The sequence below is a fragment of the Pseudomonas spelaei genome, assembly GCF_009724245.1.
Taxonomy (GTDB): Bacteria; Pseudomonadota; Gammaproteobacteria; order Pseudomonadales; family Pseudomonadaceae; genus Aquipseudomonas; species Aquipseudomonas spelaei.
This window is the reverse complement of sequence record NZ_WNNK01000025.1, coordinates 58,667-80,776: the sequence shown is the minus strand read 5'-3', so window position 1 is coordinate 80,776 and position 22,110 is coordinate 58,667. Positions and strand designations below refer to the sequence as shown.

Here is a 22,110-nt window from a genome sequence, read left to right as displayed (position 1 = left end):
CCGAACGTCATTCGCTACAGAGGTCATCGTGTCCAAAGACATTCCCGGCTCCGTCGTCCAGGCGCTGTAATGCAACATACCAACGCCCTCCTGGAGAAACTGGCCAGCAGCTCACAGCGCCTGAACAAAGGTTTGCTGGTGCTCGGTGCCCTGGCGCTGCTGTTGCTCGGCATCAGCTACCTGGGCGTGCAGCGCATGCTCGATGAACAGCGTGACACGCTGCAATTCCATTTCGCCCGGCTGATAGAGAATATCGACGAGCAGGAACTGTTCCTGCGCGATATCTCGCGGGAAAGTGCCAAGAACGAGATGAACCTCTCGAACGTGCCGCCGCCGTATATGCAAAAGCCTCTGCCCGATGAAGGACGCGATGTCTATGAGGGCCAAGGCTTGCCGTTCTCACTGCCATATAGCGTGCAGATCAACCCGGACAAAATAGCCGCCAGCCAATACCCGAAAATCCATGCACTGGGCACCTACCTTGCTACCTACTACAGCGCATTCTGGGCGGCCTCGCATTACCAAGCCCCCCAGTTGATCCTGCTCAATGGCCCCGATAACTTTAACCTGGCCGTGCCCACCACCGGGCGCCTGCGCGGGGCTGGCCCCATACATGTGGCCACGCTGGTCAAGGGAATGACCCAACTGAACGAGCACCTGCGGGTGCAAAACACGTCGCAGCCCGATCATCAAGTGCACTGGATACCCTACCACGCGGCCCTGGACAACAATGCCGCGCCCACCCTGCTGGCTTACGTCGATATCAACCTGTCAGGAACGGCGTTGAGCATCGAGGGGGCGAATACGTGGGTCGTGCTGGGCTCTGTACTGAACCTGTCGCAAATCAATAACATCGAGCGGCTGATGCAATGGTCGATCTACGATGACTTCACCTTGATCACCCCGACAGGCAAGGTACTGACTGGCGCCCTGAAGCCCGGACAAACACTAGGTGAGGGTGTGAATTTCAACCGCGACGGCCTGGTCTTCAAGCTGAGCAGCCCCGGCGAACAGCACTGGACGGCGATCTACGTGATCAGCCTGCGCAGTTTCCTCAACTACGCGCTATGGCCACTGCTGTGCCTGGTAGCCGTGGTAGTGGCAGTGCTCGGCTGCAGTCGAGCGGTCAATCGCTGGTACACGTTCCGAGTGATCCTGCCTGCACAAAACGCCCATGCCAGCATCGCCGAAAGCGAGGCGTTCAGCCGCGCAGTCATCGACACAGCACCCGCCGGCCTGTGTGTGATCCGCCGCAGTGATCACCATGTGCTCCTGCAAAACCAGCGCGCTCAAGCCTGGCACGACAGCCGACAGTTGATAAACCTGCTCACGTCGCATACCGAGGCCGGACAGGCAGACATCGAGATCGACGGGCGCCACCTGCATGTCGACTTTGTACCCACCCGCTACCAGGGCCAGGATGCGTGGCTGTGCGCGCTGCATGATGTGACCCGGCATATCGAAGACGCTGCCGCCCTGGAAGAAGCACGCCACGCTGCCGACTCGGCCAACCAGGCCAAGAGCCGCTTCCTCGCCACCATGAGCCATGAAATCCGCACACCGCTGTACGGTGTGTTGGGCACCCTGGAACTGCTCGGTCTGACCGTCCTCGCCCCGCGTCAGCAGGATTACCTGCACACCATCCAACGCTCGTCCGCCACCTTGTTCCAATTGATCAGCGATGTGCTGGATGTGTCGAAGATCGAAGCCGGGCAGATGACCCTCGAACTCCAGGATTTCTGCCCGCTGGAACTGACCGAAGACGTCGTACGCACCTACAGTGCGTTTGCCCGATCCAAGGGGTTGCACCTGTATGCCTGTATCGACGTGGCACTGCCGGATCAGCTGCGCGGTGACCCGCAGCGGATTCGCCAGATCCTCAATAACCTGCTGAGCAACGCGATCAAATTCACCGATAACGGTCGTGTGGTATTGCGGGTGCGAGTGTTGGAAAACGCCCGTGTGCAATGGCAAGTCAGCGATTCGGGCGTGGGGATTTCCCAGGCGCAGCAACAGCAACTGTTCGACCCGTTCTACCAAGTCAACGACGCCACCAACCAGGCCGGCGCTGGCCTGGGCCTGGCGATTTGCAAATGGCTGTGCGAGTTGATGAATGGCCAGTTGAGCGTGGTCAGCGAACCTGGCCTGGGCAGCAGTTTCAGCCTGCAGCTGGCACTGGAGACCGTACCGGGCAACCTGGCCGACTGCCCGCTATTCGCTCCTGATATGCCCGCTGTCTATGTACGTGCAGCGGTCGTCGAGCAGGCGCAGCATCTTATCGACTGGCTCAACCGCCTGGGTCTCGACTGTCACACGTTCACGGCGCAGTCGTCATCGGCGCTGCTGGTGGATCTGTCGCCCCCTGCCCACAGCTTACCCTGGCCCGGCCAGCGGATCATTGCCACGCCGGGCGGGCCCAACCCTGCGCAGTTAGTCGGCACCGACTGGGCGGTTGACGCCGACGATGTCCGCGCGATTGCCTAGGCGGTATACCTGGCGCAACACGGTAGCCGTGCTGAAAGCCTTCCCGAGTCATCCGAAAAAAACCGCAGCCTGAACCTGAAGGTACTGGTCGCCGAAGACAATGTGATCAACTCGGCAATCATCAAGGAACAACTGGAAGCCCTGGGCTGCTCGGTGGTGGTCGCTGCCAACGGCGAACAGGCCCTGGTGCAATGGGCACCCGGTCACTTCGACCTGGTGCTCACCGACGTGAACATGCCGGTCATGAACGGCTATCAGTTGGCCGAAGCTCTGCGCCAGCAGGATAAAACCTTGCCGATTATCGGCGTCACCGCCAATGCCCTGCGCGAAGAAGGCGAACGCTGCGCCGCCGTCGGCATGAATGCGTGGATGGTCAAGCCGCTGAACCTGGCGACCTTGCGCGCGCAACTGCAAAAGCACTGCAAAATCGCCCTGCCTGCGGTTACCGAACAGTTGCAGTTGTCGCCGAAAATGCGCGAGCTGTTTGTCGCCACACTGCGCCAGGATGTACTTACCACATTGACAGCGTTGGACAGCGCCGATGCCAACCGGGTGGCGCAACAACTGCACAGCATGGCCGGAGCCCTGGGCGCGGTGCAGGCCAGCGATATGGCGACCACGTTTGTCGAACTGGAATGTCGCTTGACCGGCATGGCCGTCACGCCGGCCTTGGCCGCGCAAGTGCGACACAACCTGGCTCGGTTGAATGCTTTACTCGATACCCTCGATTAATTTCACTCTGGAAAATCACCCATATGGATATCCTCAACGTTGTCATTGCCGATGATCACCCCATCGTACTGGTGGGGGTACGAGAGCTGATCGAGCGTGACGAACGCTTCAACGTAGTGGGCGAAGCCGTTTGCTCCAACGAGCTGGTCAGGCTGCTGGAAACCACGGCGGTAGACCTGGTGATCACCGACTTCAACATGCCCGGCGACTCGCCCTACGGTGACGGCCTCAAGCTGGTGGAATACCTGACACGGCACTTCCCCAAGGTGCGTGTGCTGGTGCTGACCATGATCTCGAACCCCATGATCCTGACGCGCCTGCAAGAACTCGGTGTGCTGGCCGTGATCCAGAAAAACCAGTTGCACAACGAAATCCAGGCCGCGCTCAAGGCCATCGCCCGGGGCAACCCCGTTCACCATAACGGACCACAGCCGACATCGGTGATGCACGATGGCGCTGACCTGGACGAACGATTCACCCGATTGTCGCCCAAGGAGCACGAGATCCTGCGCTTATTTGTCTCGGGGCAAAGTGTCAACGAGATCGCACGCGGGCTGAACAGAAGTGCCAAGACCATCAGCACCCAGAAAATGTCGGCGATGCGAAAGCTTGAAGTAAGCAGTGACCAGGACTTATTGGCTTATTGCATAGAACGCAACTTATTCAACTAACAGAACACCCAGTTAAACTTCAACCTTTACACTTCTAAGGATCGTCTGATTCTGCATTAAGCGCTGCCACCCTATAGTGTTGCTTTAACCCCACCAATGGAAAGCAACATGAAAAAATTCTCTCGAGCACTTCTGGCCCTTTCGATTTTCGCCGCCGCAGGTAATGCACTGGCACTCTAAACACCGGGTCCGACCAACGCAGGCAGCGGCACTATCAACTTCACCGGCACCATCAACAACGATGCCTGCTCGGTAGAAGGCGCCGGTACCAACAAGACCATTTCGGTCAACATGGGTGAAGTGTCGATCAAGGACATGGGCACGGCCACCGCGCCAAAAGGCAGCGGCACGCTGAGCGCCGAGAACTTCGAGATGAAGATCAACTGCAACGCCGGTACCAAGGTGGCAATGATCTTCGAACCGACCAAGGGCGCAGGCTCTGGCATCGTGACCGGCACCAAAGTGCTGAAAATCATCGACGGCCTGGGCGCCGCCAAGAACATCGGTATCGCCTTGCTGGACGCCAATGGCGCACTGATCGACCTGAGCTCGCCAGCCACCTCGAAGATCGAAAGCAACTTGCAAGACAGTAACGCCTCGCTGAAATTCTCGGCCGCCTACGTCACCACTGCCGACGCGAAAACAGCCGTTGCCGGTCGTGGCGACGCGACTCTGCCGTTCACCCTGCAATACGAATAACCCGCACGAGCATTACGGGTCCGTGCAGGGCCAAGCGGCCCTGCACATCCATTCATTTGCACGGTAGTCATCATGTTTTATCGTCACTCATTGTCCTTTTGCGTGGGCCTGCTGGGCCTGCTTGTGGTCAACCAGGCCACCGCTGGTATTTCGCTGAGCAGCACGCGCCTGATATTCGACGGCAAGCACAAGGAAGCCGGTATCACCGTGCGTAACAGTGGCGCAGACGTGCTGATCCAGTCCTGGGTCGACACCGACAGCAGCGATGCCATCTCCGTACCGTTTGCCGTCACCCCGCCACTGGTGCGGGTCAGCGGCGACGAGCAGCAACTGTTGCGGGTGATCTACGAAGGCACGGGCATGCCGACCGACCGCGAGTCGGTGGTGTGGCTCAACGTGCAAGAGATCCCCCAGGCCGCGAAAACCCAGAACACCTTGCAGCTCGCCGTGCGCCAGCGCATCAAGGTGTTCTTCCGCCCTGCCGGGCTGAAAAACGACGCCTACCTGGCACCCGCCGCGTTGAAATGGCGCTTGGCCGAGCGTGCCGGAAAAAGTGTGCTGGTGGTGAATAACCCTGGCCTGTATCACGTGTCGATTGCCGACATCACCCTGCAATCCGGTGCACTCAGCGAGCACCCGTTTGATTCGATGATGATTGCGCCCGGCGAACAAAAAGAGTTCAACCTGAAACACTTCACGCCGGGCCAGGCACCGAGTTTGTTGTTTCGCAGCATTAATGACTATGGCGCGCAAGACCGCTATAGCGCGCAACTTTCAAACTTGGCCGACGTGCAGGCCAGCGTCATTAAAGATTCCCCCTAGTACGCCCGCTTATTCAGCGGTCGAACTTTCACTGTATTTATCTTCGCTCCGTTAGTTCGTATCGGAGGTGATATAGGGTTCCTGTATGCTTTTATTCAAGTACGATGGATTGGCACCGTTGTCGGTTGCCCTGATCTTCAGCACCGTGTGCCTGGCCGATGGCGAGGAACAGTTCAATACATCGTTTCTTCAGGGCGCGGCGTCTTCCGTCGATCTGCAATCACTGCTCGCCAATAGCAGTGTGCTTCCCGGCAACTATCGGGTTGATCTGTACGGTAACGACACCCTGGTCGGCCGTCGCGATATCGACTTCCGTCGCACCCCCGGCACCGGCAAGATCGAGGCCTGCCTGACCCTGGAGATGGTCCAGCAATTGGGGGTCGACATCGGCAAACTCCAGGCGACCGGCAACCTCGTCGAAGACGACCCGAATGCCTGCCTCGACCTGCCTGCGTTGATCGACCACGCCAGCGTGCGTTACGACGTGCCGCGCCTGCGCCTGCTGGTCAGTGTGCCGCAAAGCGCCATGGAACGTGGCCGGCGCGGTTATGTCGACCCGGCCTTGTGGGACGATGGCGTACCCGCGGCATTCATCAACTACCAGTTGAGCAGCAGCCGTAACAGCAACCAGGGTGAAACCACCCTGTCCAATAACATCGGCCTGCGCAACGGCATCAACCTGGGCGCCTGGCGGCTGCGCAACGAGTCGAACTTCAACAGCAGCACCGGCCGCCCCAGCACCTTCAAGAGCAACCGCAGCTATCTGCAACATGACGTCACCGCGTTGAAGGGCCAGTTCAGTGCCGGGGACATTTTTTCGGATGCCGACCTGTTCGACAGCGTACGTTATCGCGGCTTGAAACTAGCTTCCGACGACGGCATGCGCGCCGACAGCGAGCGCGGCTATGCGCCGATCATTCGTGGTGTTGCGCAGTCCAGTGCGACCGTGGAAATTCGCCAGAACGACTACATCCTCTACACCGCCAACGTGCCGCCGGGCCCGTTCGAGATCAGTGACATCTACCCCAGTGGTTCCAACGGCGACCTTGAAGTGACGATTATCGAAGCCGACGGTCGGCGCCGGGTCACAGTGCAAGCGTTTTCCAGCCTGCCGATCATGGTGCGCCAAGGCCAGTTGAAGTACAGCGTCTCGGCCGGACAATACAACAGCAACAGCGATGAACAACAATCACCGCAATTTGTCAGCAGCACCCTGGCCTACGGCATCAGCAGCAACCTGTCCGGGATCATCGGCGTGCAGGCCACGGAGAATTTCCAGGCGCTGTCCATAGGTGCCGGCCGTAATACGTCCATTGGTGCGGTTTCGCTGGACCTGACCCATTCCGCAAGCCGTACCTTCGGCCAAGCGGTCAAGGGCAACAGCCTGCGCGCGTTGTATGCCAAGACATTCACCGGCACCGACACCAACTTCACCCTGGCCGCCTACCGCTATTCGACCGAGGGCTATCGCACCCTCACCGACCACGTCGAGGAACTGAGCCATGAAGGTGAGAAGCGCACGGGCAACTCGAAAACCCGCACCGACCTGACCGTCAACCAGAGCCTCGGGCGCAACCAGCAATATGGCAGCATTTACGTGAATGCCAGCGACCAGCGCTACTGGGGGCGCGGTGGTTCGCAAAGCCTGTCGGCGGGTTACAGCAACTACTGGGGTGAGCTGAGCTACAACCTGGGGGCCACGTACTCCAAGGATGTCGGCAACTATGGGCCATCGAATAACGACACCCTGATCAACCTGTCACTGTCCTTCCCGCTGGGCTCAAAGCCTCGCGCACCGAGGGCCTTTGTTTCTGCCAGCACGCAGAAAGCAGGCACCACTACACAGGCCGGCCTCAACGGTTATGTGTCGGAAAACAGTGACACCTATTATTCAGTACAAGCCGGCAACAGCAGCACTGGCGGCAGCACCGGTTCGGCCAACCTCAGCACCCGCACCTCGGTGGTGGATATCAGTGCCGGCTACAGCCAGGGCCGTGGGTACAATTCGCAGAACCTCAACCTGGCCGGTTCGGTGGTAGGCCACGCCGGCGGCATCAACCTGGGGCAAACCGTGGGTGAAACGTTTGCATTGGCTCAGGTAGAAGGAGCATCCGGGGTGAAAATCGGCAGCTTTTCCGGCGCCAAAACCGGCAGCAACGGCTATGCGGTGGTGCCTAATGCGCAACCCTATCGTGTGAACTGGATCAGCCTGGACACACGTGACCTGGGCGCCGATATCGAGATCGATAACGCGACCCAGCAAGTGGTGCCGCGACGGGGTGCGGTGGTATTGGCGCGCTATGCCAGCAAGACCGGGCGTCGCGTGCAATTCGCATTGTTCGATGCCCAGCACAAGCCGATCCCGTTTGGCGCGGCGCTTGAGGACGGTGCGGGCAAGCAAATTGCGATTGCCGACCCCAGCGGCAAGGCACTGGCGTTGGTTGAAGCCGACACCGGCACTCTGGTCATCACCTGGCAAGACCAACGGTGTGAGGCGCCTTATGCATTGCCGGAACGCAATAAGGCGCTGAACTATGAGCGGGTGTCGCTGGTGTGCCGTCCTTAGAAATCGCGTTTATAGAAAATATCCAATGAGCTGGCCACCCCACTCGCCACTTCCAGGTACACCTTCTTGCTCAGCAGGTAGCGCAGGGCAATGGTGTTGGCCGGCTCGAACACCCCTACCCCGTAACGCAGGCTGAGCTTTTCGGTGATCTTGCCGCTGGCCACCACGGCGGTGTTATTGCCGCTGCCTTGGGTGTCGAGGTCAAAATCCTGGATGCCCAACTTGTTGGCAATGTCCGAGGTCACCCCGGCACTGCCCATCAACCCCAGCCCCAAGGCCGCTTGAGCCAGCATGTTGTTGTCTTCTCCCGTGGTACTCAACGGACGACCCAGCACCAGGTAGGACAGTGCCTGCTCCTGGCTCATCGCCGGTTCCGAGAAGATCTGCGTGGTGGGTTGTTCGGCACTGCCGCTCAGGCGAATACCGGCGATCACGTCGTCGGTCTGGCGGATGGCTTCGATGTCGAGATAGGGCTGGTCGATAGGCCCGGCAAACAACAGCCGCGCCCGACGCACGTTAAGGCGCTGGCCATAGGCGCGGTAGCGACCGTCGTTGAGCCACAGCTCGCCACGGGTGTCCATGTTGTCGCCGATGTGTACGTGGCCTTGCACCTTGGCGGTCAGGCCGAACCCGGCAAAGTTCAACGTGTCCTTGCCGACTTCCACATCGATGTCCATCGCCATGGCCATCGGCGGCTTGCCTTCCTCGGTCTGGCTGCCGACGATCACCGTGTCATCGGACACCTTGACCGTCGACGGCGGTAATTCACGTACGGTGATGTCGCCCTTGGGGATCTGCACCTTGCCGGCGATGGCCAGCTTGTCGTTTTTCAGGGTGATTTTCAGGTCGGGGGCCACTTCCAGTGCCGCGTAAGGTTCCACTGTCACTGGCAACTGTGTGCCTTGCAAGCTGATGTCCACCGCCAGGGCCTGCCCCCAGTCGATCTGGCCCTTCACGCTGCCCTGCCCGGCCTTGCCGCTTTTCCAGCCGCCATTGAGCTGCACGCTTTCACCGGCGATCAGGGCCTGGATGTTCAGGTCTTCAAGGCTGATGGGCAATTCGGGACCGGAAATCTCGCCGCCTACCAGGTTCACGCTGCCATTGACCTGGGGTGCCAACAGGCCACCGGACAGACGACCGTTACCGTTGAGCTTGCCGTTGAGTTTTTCCACCATGGGCACAAACGGACGCGCAACGGCCAGGTCCAGCCCGGTGAGGCTGAAGTTGCCGGTCAATGGTTTGTTCTTCGGCAACGGATTGATCTGCGCCTGCAACAGCAGTTCCCCCAGCTTACCGCCACGGAAGTTCAACTGAGTGTCGATGCGCTTGGGGTTGAGGGTGGTTTCCAACTTGAGGGTGTCATACGGAAAATCCAGCCACTGGCCCTTGTCCTTGACCCGCAAAGTACCGCCACTGGCATCCACCGACACCACGCCTTTGGGGCCACTGGCCGGCAGGTCGAGTTGTACGTCGGCGTTGAGCTTGCCCTGCCAGGCGAAATCCTTGGGCAGCCATTGTGCCAGGCTGTCGATGGGGAATTGCTTGAGGTGGTAGCGCAGCTTCGGCTCGGGCATCAGACGTTGGTCTTCACCACACAGACTCGCAGGGCCGGACACCCAGCAGTGAGCGGAAAACGTCAGCTTGCCGTCTGCCAGGCGTTCGATTTTCGCCGGGGCTTGCAGCTTCCAGTCCTGGCCGCCGGCTTGCACGTCGCCGCTGGCCAGGCGTCCGCGCCAGTTGCCCTTGTCCAGGTTACCATCCAACGCCAAAGCCAGCTTGAGCAGCGGACCCGCCAGGTCCAGCTGGACTTTCTGGCTCTTGATATCGCCCTGGGCGCTGGCAGTCAGGGTGCCAACCTGGGTTTCACCGGCTTGAATGCCGCTGCCCTTGAGGTCGATCCTGGCCCGCTGGGCGTTGTCGAGGCTGGCGTCCAGGGTCAGGTTTTGCAGGCGATTGTCTTCAAACGCCAATTGCTGGCCCAGCAGGTTGAGCTTGCCCTGAGGCGCCTGAAGTGTACCGGCCACATCAAGACGACCATTGACCTGCCCGCGCAGTTGCGGCCACAGCTGGGCCAGGCGCGCCAGCTTGATATCGATCTGCCCGGCCATGCGTTGTTGCAGGCTGCCGCTGCCGTTGATGCGGTTGTCGCCGAGACGAATATCCAGGGCGCTCAGTGTCCATTGCTCGCCCGCGCCTTCGGCCTTGGCCTGGAGCACGGCTGGCTGGCCACGCAACCGTCCTTTGAGGTCGAGGTCGGCATTGAGCTTGAGTTGCTCGTTTTTCATTTCACCTTTGCTGCGCAACGGACCGGCGAGCGTACCCGGCAACTCCGCAACCCAATACGCCGGGTTGATCGCCGACAGGTCCAGCGCTGTGTCCCAAGCGATGCCATCGGCGAATTGCAGGTTGAGGTGGCCTTCGGCCTTGCCCTGACCGGCGGCCAGTTTCAGCTCCGGCAGGAACACTTGCTTGAGGTCGCCACTGAACGGGCTGCTCAGGCTGAACTTGCCGGCAGGGCCATCGAGGTCGGCCTTGAAGTTGCCTAGGTAGTTGCCATCTTTGTAAGAGACTTCACCGTTGAAGGTGCGCAACGCCACTTGGGGCTCGTCGATCAGCGGGTAGAGGCGATGCCAGGGAAAGTCCAGCCAATCGATCCTGGCATCTGCACTGAAGCCCTGCTGCCAGTCCAGTTGGGCGCTGAGCTTGAGGCTTTGCTTATCGCCGGCATTCAGGTCCAGGCCGGCGATCTGCGCGCCCTTGGCGTCGACTTTGCCTTGCAGCAGCAGATCCACCGGGCCTTTTTCTGCGGGTAACACCGCCTTGCCTTGCAGTTGGTAACCGTTTTTCAGGTCGCCTTGGGCCGTCAGATCAAGCTGATTGAGTTGCAGGGTATCGGGTAAATCGGCGCTGGCCTTGAAGCCATCGGCGGTAATGCGCACGTGCGCCGGCAGGTTGTCTACCAACGGTTGCAACTCGCCGCTGAGTTTGCCCGGCAGATAGCCGCTGCTGTCAGCGTCGAGCTTGAGGGTCTTGAGCAAGTCACCATCGACCTTGAGCGCCACCGTCCACGGCGCGCCGCCAGGCGCATAAGGCAGGCTCAGGTTGCCAGTGGCCGTCAGTGGCCAGTCACCGGTGGGTTGCAGCAAGCCGGACAAGTCGAGGACTAGGTCATCCCGTTGCAGGTGCACCGAGTCGATCTTCATGCCTTCGGCGGTCCAGTGCGCCGCCAGTTGCAGGCCCTTGAGTTCCTCGCTGCCGTTGAACAACAGGCTGCCGACACGGACTTCGCCCAGTTGGATCGCCACCGGCAACTTCAACTCAGGCAAGGTGATGGGGCCGCTGCTTTCTTCAGTACTGGGAGGGAATTGCAGGCTGACCTGCTCCACGTCCAGTTGGTTGATGCACAGGGTCATGCGCATCAGGCACCCCGGTGACCAATCAAATTTCGGCGCGTTGAGCTCGACCCGACTGCCGTCTTGTTGCCACAGCAGATGATCGGCACTCCACTGCCCGCCCAGGCGCCCTTGGAAATTTTCCACGGTCAAACCCGGTACCTGACTCAATGCCCAGCGACTGCCCGCCTGAGTGCCGAGCACTGTCCATACTGCCAATACCAGTAATGCCAGGACGGCAAGCATCGCCAGCCCCGCTATTTTCAAACCACGCTTCACAGCTCAGGCCCCATGGAAAAGTGCAAACGAATACCGCCCGGATCTTCCAGCGCATGGGCCAGGTCGAGACGGATCGGTCCTACCGGGGAAACCCAGCGTACGCCAACGCCGACGCCGGTTTTCAGGCTCGGCATATCGAGGTTGTTGAAGGAATTGCCTTGGTCGATAAAGGTCGCGACACGCCATTTTTCGGCGATGGAATATTGATACTCGGCGCTCAAGGCCACCATGTAGCGGCCACCGATGCGGTCGCCGCGATCATTTTCCGGCGACAGGGTCTGGTACTCGTAACCGCGCACGCTCTGGTCACCACCGGCAAAGAAGCGCAACGACGGTGGCACGGACGTGTAGCCATTGGTGGCACTGCCACCGAACTGTGCCCGGCCAAGGAAGCGGTGCTTGTCCCACACGGTGGTCAAACCCTTGATCATCGCCGTGCCGTAGAGCAGGTTGGTGTCGGACATCAACCCTTCCTTGGCCACTCGGGTCTCGAATTGCAAGCGATAGCCGTTGTGGGGATCAATGCGATTGTCGCTGCGCAAGTAGGAATAACTGATGCCGGGCATCAGCAAGTTGCTCAGGCCCGAATCATTGCCCAGGCGATATTCTTCGCGCTGCCATTTCAGCGAGATAATCCGTGTCCAACCGCTGGGCAACTTGCTGTGCCATTCAGGGCCGATCGTCAGCAACTTGCTGAGGGTGTCAGTGCCCGCCAGCTCTTCATTCTGGTAGCCACCAGCGAAGCGCAATTTGTCGGTGAGTGGCGGGTCGAGGGGAATGTCGTACCACAGGCCGACGTTCTGCCGGGGCGCCGACAATTCGGCTTCCCAACCATAACTGTGGCCCTGAGGATTGACCCAGTGCCGGGTCCAATTAGCCCTACCGCGAGGGCCGACGTCGGTGGAGTAACCCAGGCCCAGGCCCATGGTCCGTGGCTTGCGGGTTTCCAGTTGCACGGCCACCGGGACCACATCATTGGCCGCCGCAGCGGGCGCCGCGTCCACCCGCACGCCCTCGAAAAAGCCGCTGGATTGCAGGGCCTGGTTCAGTTCAGCGATCAGTTCGGAGTCGTAGGGTGCGCCGCTCTTGAACGGCACCATGCGTTGCAACAGATCTTCATCGAAAGGTGTGTCGCCGGCAAAGCTGACCTTGCCCAAGGCATAGCGCGGGCCGCTGTCGTAAATGAGTTCGATATCGGCCACACCCGCTTGCGGGTCCACCGACAGCTTCTGACTGGTAAAGCGCCCGCTGAAAAAGCCGTAGCGTGACGCCTGGTTCTGGATCAGGCGCTTGGCATCTTCGTAGTGACCGTGGTTGAGCACGGCACCGGGTTTGAGTTCGTCGCTGCTGGGCAGGCGAAAGGACTTGAGGCTCGCCGCCTGGCCGTCGACACGAATGGTCACGTTGCGCAAATGCACCGGCTCGCCGGGGTCGATGGTGAGGGTCAGGCGCGGCGTCTTGCCGCCCGTGACACCACTGGCAATCTGCGGCTGATAGAAACCCAAAGCCTGGGCAGCCTTGCGGGCCTGCTCTTCAGCGCCACGGCTGAAACGCAGCAAGGCTTCTTCATCACGGTCGCCAACCCCGCCGATATAGCCTTCGATGTTGGCTTTCAACGCGTCGTTTGAAGGCTTGATGCGCACATCCAGTTCGCTTTGCGCCAGTGCGCTGCAGCTCGTGAACAGCAGAATCAAGCCGCTGGTAAATCTTCCTGGAAACTTCATAGGCGCGGATGCTACACGAGCTTGGGAACATCATAGAACCCAAAATGGTCTGAATAATTCTGTCTTAACCCGTTGCAACATGTAACGCCTGCGGATTCGGATGAAAAAACACGTGTTCAAGGATCGGCCCTACGGCGACCTCGCCAATTTCTTCATAGCCCTGACGCTTGTAGAAATCCAGGTAACGGGAGTTGCCGGTGTCCAGCACCACGCCTGACGAATTGGGGTCTTCGGCACACCAGTTATGCACTGCTTCCAGTAACTGCTCACCAAAATGCTTGCCCTGAAACTGCGGGTGAATCCCCAGCAAGGGCAACACATGCACCGACTCTGACGGCAGGCACGCCAGCACCGCCTGGTGGTATTCCAGATAGCGCCGGGTACCTCGTACGCCGGTGCTGAGCCACATACGCAATTGCCAGGCCCAACTCTCGGTGATGCCCAGGCGTCGTTGGGGTGGTGCGATCAGTGCCATGCCAATCAATCGATCGTTGACCAGTAATCCGATGGCCGGCAAGTTCTGGAAGAAGTGCTGCTTGACCAACTCACGCACCGTGGCCCGCACTCGCTGTTCGTAACCGGGACGCTCGGCCTCGAAAATGTAGGCGAAGGTCGGCTCATGGCGATAGGCCTGGTACAACAGCGAGCGGGCCTCGCGGGAGTAACCGCTGTCGAGCATGTGAACCTGGGCAATGGCGGTCGAGGTATCAGGCATCAGTGTTGATCTCCCCTGGGCGCGACTCAAAAGGTTGCGTTCTTATTGGTACGAATGTTTCAGTGTAGCCGCTGCCGAGGTACGGGGCTGCTATGCGTGTCCGCAGGACCGCCCTAGGGGGTCGCTTCGCAACCCATCGCAGCCTCGTTCCTCGACAGCGGCTACAACCCATCGCAGCCCCGTACCTCGACAGCGGCTACAGTCCATCGCGACCTCGTTCTTCGACAGCAGCTACAGCCCATCGCGGCCTCGTGCCTCGGCAACGGCTACAACGCTGGCTCCCGTCCGACTTGTCGGCTAGCATCGTTGTTTTGCCAGGACTGGACCGCCGACCATGAAAATCGTCTCCTTCAACATCAACGGGCTGCGCGCACGCCCTCATCAGCTGGCGGCACTGATCGAGAAGCATCAACCGGACGTGATCGGCCTGCAGGAAACCAAGGTTCACGACGACCAGTTCCCGTTGGCCGAGGTGCAAGCCCTGGGTTATCACGTGTATTACCACGGGCAAAAAGGTCACTACGGTGTCGCCCTGCTCTCGCGTCAGGAGCCCCTGGCGCTGCACAAAGGCTTTGCCAGTGACGAAGAAGACGCCCAGCGGCGGTTTATCTGGGGCACCTTCGCCGATGCCAATGGCCAGCCTGTGACCATCATGAACGGCTATTTCCCACAGGGTGAAAGCCGCGACCACCCCACCAAGTTCCCGGCCAAGCAGCGCTTCTACGAAGACCTGCAACAACTGCTGGAGAGCCAGTTCACCAATGACCAGGCGCTGGTGGTGATGGGTGATGTGAATATTTCCCCGCAAGACTGCGACATCGGTATCGGCGCCGACAATGCCAAGCGCTGGCTGAAAACCGGCAAGTGCAGCTTTCTCCCGGAAGAGCGCGAGTGGATGGCCCGCCTGAAGAACTGGGGCCTGGTGGACAGCTTCCGTCACTTGAACCCCGATGTGGCAGATCGCTTCAGTTGGTTCGACTACCGCAGCCGGGGTTTTGAGGATGAGCCCAAGCGCGGGCTGCGCATTGACTTGATCATGGCCTCACAGGGGCTGCTGCCACGGGTCAAGGCAGCGGGTGTGGATTACGAATTGCGCGGGATGGAAAAGCCGTCCGATCACGCGCCGATCTGGCTTGAGTTGAGCTGATCGCGCCCACCGTCATATTTATGCAACTGATCTGACTTAATCTGCCGGCACTCCCTTTGGCTTAAGAAGGTGCCGGCATGATGCTGCGCGTTCTGTACCTGCTGGTAATCTGCAACCTGTTCCCCCTCTGCGCGTTCTCTGCACAACTCCCCCTCCCCGACCACGGCCCGGCCTTGCGCATGCAGGGCTCCAATACCATCGGTGCGGCCCTCGGCCCGGAATTGGCCAAAGGCCTGATGGAGCAACAAGGCTTGCAGGATGTCCACAGCGAGCCCTCCGAACACACTAATGAACAGCATGTCATCGGCAAAACCCGCCAGAGCAAGCGTGTCACCATCGAAGTCGCTGCCCATGGTTCCAGCACCGGTTTTGCCGCGTTGAAAAAATCCAGCGCCGACCTCGCCGCCTCATCCCGCCCCATCAAAGACAGCGAACTGGTGGAGCTGGAGCCCTTGGGCGATTTGAAAAGCCCTGGCGCTGAACAAGTGATCGCCATTGATGGCCTGGCGATCATCCTTCATCCTCATAATCCGCTGAACACTCTGAACACTGAACAACTGGCCCAGGTGTTCAGCGGCGAGGTCACAACCTGGGAAGCACTGGGCGGGATTGGCGGGAAGATTCACCTGTACGCCCGGGATGATCAGTCCGGCACCTACGACACCTTCAAGGAACTGGTGCTCGCTCGGCGGGGCAAGTCCCTGGAGGGCAGCGCCAAACGCTTCGAATCCAGCGAACAATTGTCGGATGCCGTCAGCCGCGATCCCCAGGGCATCGGCTTTATCGGCTTGCCATACGTACGCCAGGCCAAGGCCGTGGCGATTGTCGACGGTGACTCCCAAGCCATGCTGCCGCTGAACAGCTTGATTGCCACTGAAGACTACCCGCTGTCACGACGCCTGTTCTTTTACCTGCCGCCCACGAACCGGAACCCGTGGGCCAAGGCGCTGGTGGACTTTGCCCAAAGCGCCAAAGGCCAGGCGATCGTCGCCGCCAACGGGTTTATCGCACAACAGGTACAGGCGATGACGGTGGAACCGCGCGAGCCGATGCCCGGCGACTACCAGGCCATCGCCCGTGAGGCCCAGCGGTTGACGGTGAACTTTCGCTTCGAAGAAGGCAGCGCCAGCCTGGACAACAAGGCACGCCAGGACGTGATGCGGGTGGTGGCGTACTTGCGAGGCCATGACAAGCTCAACAAACAGGTAACCCTGGCGGGATTTGGCGATGCCAAGAATGACCCGCAGCGGGCGGCGTTGTTGTCGAAATTGCGGGCGATGGCGGTGCGTCGGGAGTTGGTCAAGAACGGTGTGGTCTTGAGGGATATTCGTGGGTTTGGCGCGCAGATGCCGGTGGCGGCGAATACGGCGGATGAAGGGCGGATCAAGAATCGGCGGGTGGAGGTTTGGGTGTATTAAACAGCTGCACACAGCCTGACACTGTGGGAGGAAGGTGCCCATCTGATATCTCGGCTAAATCCTATCGGGTTGATCACGCCGCGAGCGACTCAGCGCACAGGCTAGGTAGGCCAACGTATCGGCATTGCTCATCGCGGCCCTTGTCCTTTCCTCCGGATCTTTCTGAAATCTTCGCATCCGCGCATAAGCCTTGAAATCAGCAGCGCTCATGCCGTAGCCAGATGAGGATACTGAGTAATTACTTGGCACTTTCCCTTCAACAATGGCCCTCGCCTTATTATCAATATCAGACGCCGCCGTGGCCTGCGCCTGCCTCAGCAAGGCCTCATCTACATGACCGCTTTTATACATGCTTGCCCACATGTAATCCGCCTCAGACTTTATATAATAAAAATCTGAAGTATTCGCATAGGCATGGGAGACCTCATGAAGAATCAAGCTCGCTGTTGTCTCAACATCCCTATCGACCACAGAACGAATATTCAAATAGATATTCGCCTTTTCTTTCGGTTCCAAAACACACCCATTATATGAAACCGACGCTTTACCCTCGCCTCCGACAGCTACAACCTTTTCGGGATGATTGGCGTAAAAGTTCACGCCCTTCTCTACCTCTAAAAACTTCTTGCGCAGAGTATCTATATTGCACTCACTGCCATGCCCGATATACCCCTCAACGACTTTAAGACACGCAGAAGGCTCGGTAAGCGTTTGCAAAGCATCTTGAATAATTGCCTTTGCCAGATCAAAACCTCGCTTCAGGTTCTCGGCCATTAAAGGCTCAGACTTCTCAATCTTCGCCATCCCCCGGTAGGTCACGTGCGAGTGACGCCCCATTTTACACTCAAGAAAATGATCATGAAGTCTTCTGCTGAGTGTTAGTTTATGCCCGGCTGAATTTATAGCGCCCTTCTGTGATTTCGATCCACTGGCTGCATCTTCTTTATTCTCAGCACCGGCCAGCAATGTTGAATCCTCAACATTACTGAAGCCACCACTCTCCGCCATCGCCACTGATGAGCCGCCAACAACATTAGGTGTCGAGAGTATTCGAAACATCAAGCATCCCTTATAAAAACCTTACTGCATGAATTTAATTCATTAAAAATAACTCAACCCAAGTAAATTCATCTGTAAGAGTTCTCTTAGCGTCGGTTTCACAGGGGGCCATGTCAAACGCATGTGCAATGCGAAACACTGCATCAGGGGCGCGCGCGCCCCTTCTTTACCAGTTTCTATTGGCCACTACGCATCATTTCTCTGGGAACATACTTGCCGATCTCGAACTTGCCAATGGCCGCCCGGTGTACTTCGTCCGGGCCGTCGGCCAGGCGCAGGGTGCGTTGCATGGCGTACATGTAGGCCAGCGGGAAGTCGTTGGACACCCCGGCACCGCCATGGATCTGGATCGCCCGGTCGATCACCTTCAAGGCCACGTTCGGCGCCACCACCTTGATCTGGGCGATTTCACTTTTCGCCACTTTGTTGCCCACGGTGTCCATCATGTAGGCGGCTTTCAAGGTCAACAGGCGCGCCATGTCGATTTCCATCCGCGAGTCGGCGATCTTGTCGATATTGCCGCCCAGGCGTGCCAACGGCTTGCCGAAAGCGGTACGGCTCACGGAGCGTTTGCACATCAGTTCCAACGCGCGTTCGGCCATGCCGATGGAGCGCATGCAGTGGTGAATACGACCCGGGCCAAGGCGGCCCTGGGCAATTTCAAAGCCCCTGCCCTCACCCAACAGGACGTTTTCGTAGGGCACGCGGACGTTTTCAAACAGCACTTCGGCGTGGCCGTGAGGCGCATCGTCGTAGCCGAATACCGGCAGTGGACGAACGATTTTCACACCCGGGGCATCCACCGGCACCAGAATCATCGAGTGTTGCTGGTGACGCGGGGCATCCGGGTTACTCAGGCCCATGAAGATCAGGATTTTGCAGCGCGGGTCGCAAGCGCCGGAGGTCCACCACTTTTTACCGTTGATCACCCACTCATTACCATCGCGCACGGCACGGGCGGCCATGTTGGTGGCATCGGAGGACGCGACGTCCGGTTCAGTCATGGCGAACGCCGAGCGAATCTCACCCCGCAGCAGAGGCTCCAGCCAGCGTTGTTTCTGCTCTTCGTTGGCGTAGCGCACCAGTACTTCCATGTTTCCGGTGTCTGGCGCCGAGCAGTTGAACGGCTCCGGCCCCAACAGCGAGCGGCCCATGATTTCTGCCAACGGCGCGTATTCCAGGTTGGTCAGGCCGGCCCCCAGTTCCGACTCCGGCAGGAACAGGTTCCACAAGCCCTCGGCTTTGGCGCGGGCTTTGAGCTCTTCCATAATGGCGGTCGGCTGCCAGCGATCACCTTCGCTGACCTGGCGTTCAAACACCGGCTCGGCCGGGTAAACGTAAGCGTCCATGAACGCAGTGACGCGTTCACGCAGTTCCTGAACCTTGGGCGAGTAGGCGAAATCCATGAGCAGCTCCCTTTCTGAGAGGTTGTTTAGGTCATGAAATCGATGCTAGATCAGCTACAAAAATTTACCTAGCCTATTCTCGGCGTGTATTAACATTCATCACCGATATATGATCGGCGCATGCACACCTGACAATAAGAGCGCAGCGAAATGAACTTGAGCAAGGTCGACCTCAACCTTTTCATCGTCTTTGACGCGATCTACACCGAAGCCAACCTGACCCGTGCCGGGCAGATTGTCGGCATTACCCAGCCGGCGGTGTCGAACGCGCTGGCACGCTTGCGCGAGACCTTCAACGACCCGCTGTTCGTGCGCACCGCCCAAGGGATGGTGCCGACGCCCATGGCCCAGAACATCATCGGGCCGGTGCGCAATGCGTTGTCATTGCTGCGGGTGTCGGTACAGGAAAGCCGCATCTTCAACCCGCAACAGGCGGCCAAGACCTACCGCATCAGCATGACCGACCTGACCGAGGCGGTAATCCTGCCATTACTGTTCCAGCGCCTGCGCCGCCTGGCACCGACGGTGGTGATTGAAAGCTTTCTGTCCAAGCGCCGGGAAACCACCAAGGAACTGGCCGCTGGCCGCCTGGATTTCGCCGTGGATGCGCCACTCAATACCGACCCGCAAGTGCGCCACGTCAAGCTGATGGAAGACCGCTATGTGTGCGCCATGCGTAAGGGCCATCCGATGGCGGGCAAGGAAAAGTTCACTCTGGATGATTACCTGTCGCTGACCCACATCCATATTTCCAGCCGACGCAACGGCCTCGGCCATGTTGACCTGGCCTTGGGCAAGATGGGGATCCAGCGCAAGATCGCCCTGCGCTCCCAGCATTACCTGATGGCTTCGCAGGTGTTGCAGCAGACCGACATGGTCATGACCGTGCCCGAGCGCTTCGCTCGCCGCCATGAACTGCATTGGTTCAACTTGCCGGTCAATGACGTTCCACCGGTGGAAACCCACTTGTACTGGCACGAAAGCACCGACCAGGACCCGGCCAACCGCTGGATGCGCGAGCAGATGATTGAGTTGTGCCAGCAGGTCACGGCTCACGAAAAGAAGCTGGACAAGCTGCAAGCTTGAGCCGCGGGGAGATTAGCTTGACGTTAACGTCAACCAGCCATTAGCTTAACGCCCAAGACACTCCTTGAGCGTACCCATGAGCACGACCTACAGCATCTCCGACCTCGCCCGCGAGCTCGACATCACCACCCGCGCCATTCGCTTCTACGAAGAACAAGGCCTCCTGTCCCCCGAACGTCGGGGCCAGGAGCGTATCTATTCGCCACGGGACAAGGTCAGCCTCAAATTGATCCTGCGGGGCAAGCGCATCGGTTTCTCCCTGGCCGAATGCCGTGAACTGATCGAACTCTACGACCCCGCCAGCGGCAATCAGAAACAGCTGCACAGCATGCTGGCGAAAATCACCGAGCGCCGCGAACAGCTGGAGCAGCAGATGCTGGACATCGAACAGATGAAGCTGGAACTCGACACCGCCGAAGAGCGCTGCACCCAGGCGCTGGAACAGACCATTCAAAGCCAGGTTGGCCATTCATAAAAGGTAGCTGCCATGTCCCTTCCCTCTCATGTGCGCCTGGTAGAAGTCGGTCCTCGCGACGGTTTGCAGAACGAAGCCCAGCCCATCAGCGTCGCTGACAAGGTCAAATTGGTAGACGCCCTGACGGCGGCCGGTTTGAGCTATATCGAAGTCGGCAGTTTTGTCTCGCCCAAGTGGGTGCCACAGATGGCGGGTTCTGCCGAGGTGTTTGCACACATCCAGCGCAAGCCCGGGGTGACTTATGGGGCCTTGGCGCCGAACCTTCGCGGGTTTGAGGATGCGTTGGCGGCGGGGGTCAAGGAAGTGGCAGTGTTCGCGGCGGCGTCCGAGGCGTTCTCCCAACGCAATATCAATTGCTCCATCAACGAAAGCCTGGAGCGGTTCGCACCGATCATGGCGGCGGCCAAACAGCACGGCATCAGCGTGCGCGGGTATGTGTCGTGTGTGCTGGGCTGTCCGTATGAAGGCCAGATTGCCCCGGAACAAGTCGCCGCAGTGGCACGCGAGCTATTTGCCATGGGCTGCTATGAAGTGTCCCTGGGCGACACCATTGGTACCGGCACGGCAGGCGCGACGCGGCGGATGTTCGAGGTGGTCGGCGCCCAGGTTCCGCGGGACAAACTGGCCGGGCACTTTCATGACACCTATGGCCAGGCGATCGCCAATATCTACGCCAGCCTGCTGGAAGGTATCCAGGTGTTCGACAGCTCTATCGCCGGCCTCGGCGGCTGCCCATACGCCAAGGGCGCCAGCGGTAACGTGGCCACCGAAGACGTGCTGTACCTGCTCAATGGGCTGGGTATCGAAACCGGGATCGATATGCCGGCATTGATCCTGGCGGGCCAGCAGATTTGTTCCGTGCTCGGTCGCCCGACAGGTTCACGAGTAGCCAAGGCCCGTAGCGCAGGATAAGTAGCGTTTCTGTGACGATGTGTTACCGCACCACTACACAACGAGTAACACGGGAACAGATTGTCGGGCTTTGACGCGGTGGCAATTTTGACAAAAAACATAACTTATTGATTTTAAATGATTTTTAAAAGTTGGCACGCCTTCTGCTATCTCTATGGCATAACAAGAATAAAAAGCACCAAACCTAATAAAAATAAGACGTAACGACTCTGACATAACAAAAACAACACGGCAGAGACGCAGCTAACAGATTTTTTTGGAGAAGATGTGCTTCGCAGGGTACGGCAGATGCCGCCACTCGCAACCGGGCAGAGAACAATAAAACTACCTCAAGGTAGCTACCCACTGGTTGGATCGCATGCGAAGAAGCAGATCAGCGCTCAAAAAAATACGTTTGCTCTTGACCCCGGATGGGGGTCGCCAAAAACAGCAGTAAAGGGCCACGGTTGCTAAAAACAACAACAGACCGCCCCTCAATAATAAAAAAAGAGCACGTAACAACAAATTAAAGGGGAGCCTCGGC

The 22,110-nt window shown here is 59.0% G+C and carries 13 protein-coding genes and 2 pseudogenes; 10 read left to right on the top strand and 5 right to left on the bottom strand.

The window, feature by feature from the left end; genetic code table 11:
• Positions 1–69: 69 nt before the first annotated feature.
• From GNF76_RS24405 to GNF76_RS24385, 5 genes and pseudogenes are all read left to right on the top strand, one after another.
• Positions 70–3,216, top strand: a pseudogene (locus tag GNF76_RS24405) (hybrid sensor histidine kinase/response regulator).
• Positions 3,217–3,239: 23 nt separating this feature from the next.
• The gene (locus GNF76_RS24400) at positions 3,240–3,887 is read left to right on the top strand and encodes a response regulator (RefSeq protein WP_155585640.1); all 648 of its coding nucleotides are present in this window, start codon (positions 3,240–3,242) and stop codon (positions 3,885–3,887) included.
• 108 nt (positions 3,888–3,995) lie between these two features.
• Positions 3,996–4,586 (top strand): annotated as a pseudogene (locus tag GNF76_RS24395) (fimbrial protein).
• Between the two features lie 72 nt (positions 4,587–4,658).
• On the top strand, positions 4,659–5,408 hold the full coding sequence (locus GNF76_RS24390; RefSeq protein WP_155585639.1) for a fimbrial biogenesis chaperone: 750 nt from the start codon (positions 4,659–4,661) through the stop codon (positions 5,406–5,408).
• Between the two features lie 85 nt (positions 5,409–5,493).
• On the top strand, positions 5,494–7,974 hold the full coding sequence (locus GNF76_RS24385) for a fimbria/pilus outer membrane usher protein (protein ID WP_155585638.1): 2,481 nt from the start codon (positions 5,494–5,496) through the stop codon (positions 7,972–7,974).
• Here the strand turns inward: GNF76_RS24385 and GNF76_RS24380 are convergent.
• The 3 genes from GNF76_RS24380 to GNF76_RS24370 form a co-directional block, all read right to left on the bottom strand.
• Positions 7,971–11,645: a translocation/assembly module TamB domain-containing protein gene (locus tag GNF76_RS24380; protein ID WP_178123539.1), complete on the bottom strand. Its 3,675-nt coding sequence runs from the start codon at positions 11,643–11,645 to the stop codon at positions 7,971–7,973. The two genes, GNF76_RS24385 and GNF76_RS24380, sit on opposite strands and share 4 nt — an antisense overlap.
• On the bottom strand, positions 11,642–13,369 hold the full coding sequence (locus GNF76_RS24375) for an autotransporter assembly complex protein TamA (protein WP_155585636.1): 1,728 nt from the start codon (positions 13,367–13,369) through the stop codon (positions 11,642–11,644). Before GNF76_RS24375 ends, GNF76_RS24380 begins: the two co-directional genes overlap by 4 nt.
• A 64-nt stretch (positions 13,370–13,433) precedes the next feature.
• Positions 13,434–14,084 carry a GNAT family N-acetyltransferase gene (locus tag GNF76_RS24370; protein WP_155585635.1) on the bottom strand — a complete coding sequence of 217 codons (651 nt, stop codon included), beginning with the start codon at positions 14,082–14,084 and terminating at the stop codon, positions 13,434–13,436.
• Between the two features lie 334 nt (positions 14,085–14,418).
• On the opposite strand from GNF76_RS24370, the gene xthA reads away from it, so the two are divergent.
• Positions 14,419–15,231, top strand: a complete 813-nt coding sequence (gene xthA, locus GNF76_RS24365; protein WP_155585634.1) for an exodeoxyribonuclease III — start codon at positions 14,419–14,421, stop codon at positions 15,229–15,231.
• 77 nt (positions 15,232–15,308) lie between these two features.
• Positions 15,309–16,649 carry a substrate-binding domain-containing protein gene (locus GNF76_RS24360; RefSeq protein ID WP_155585633.1) on the top strand — a complete coding sequence of 447 codons (1,341 nt, stop codon included), beginning with the start codon at positions 15,309–15,311 and terminating at the stop codon, positions 16,647–16,649.
• A 54-nt stretch (positions 16,650–16,703) separates the two neighbouring features.
• Here GNF76_RS24360 and GNF76_RS24355 read toward each other — a convergent pair whose 3' ends face one another.
• Both GNF76_RS24355 and GNF76_RS24350 read right to left on the bottom strand, forming a co-directional pair.
• Complete coding sequence (locus tag GNF76_RS24355; RefSeq protein ID WP_155585632.1) at positions 16,704–17,708, bottom strand: hypothetical protein; 1,005 nt, start codon at positions 17,706–17,708, stop codon at positions 16,704–16,706.
• A 176-nt stretch (positions 17,709–17,884) separates the two neighbouring features.
• Positions 17,885–19,114, bottom strand: coding sequence for an acyl-CoA dehydrogenase (locus tag GNF76_RS24350; protein ID WP_155585631.1), 1,230 nt, complete (start codon positions 19,112–19,114; stop codon positions 17,885–17,887).
• 150 nt (positions 19,115–19,264) lie between these two features.
• On the opposite strand from GNF76_RS24350, the gene GNF76_RS24345 reads away from it, so the two are divergent.
• The 3 genes from GNF76_RS24345 (at position 19,265) to GNF76_RS24335 (ending at position 21,587) form a co-directional block, all read left to right on the top strand.
• Positions 19,265–20,200 (top strand): LysR family transcriptional regulator, encoded by a 936-nt coding sequence (locus GNF76_RS24345; RefSeq protein ID WP_155585630.1) that lies wholly within the window; start codon positions 19,265–19,267, stop codon positions 20,198–20,200.
• A gap of 76 nt (positions 20,201–20,276) precedes the next feature.
• The gene (locus GNF76_RS24340; RefSeq protein ID WP_155585629.1) at positions 20,277–20,675 is read left to right on the top strand and encodes a MerR family transcriptional regulator; all 399 of its coding nucleotides are present in this window, start codon (positions 20,277–20,279) and stop codon (positions 20,673–20,675) included.
• A gap of 12 nt (positions 20,676–20,687) precedes the next feature.
• Positions 20,688–21,587, top strand: coding sequence for a hydroxymethylglutaryl-CoA lyase (locus tag GNF76_RS24335; RefSeq protein ID WP_155585628.1), 900 nt, complete (start codon positions 20,688–20,690; stop codon positions 21,585–21,587).
• Positions 21,588–22,110: the final 523 nt, after the last annotated feature.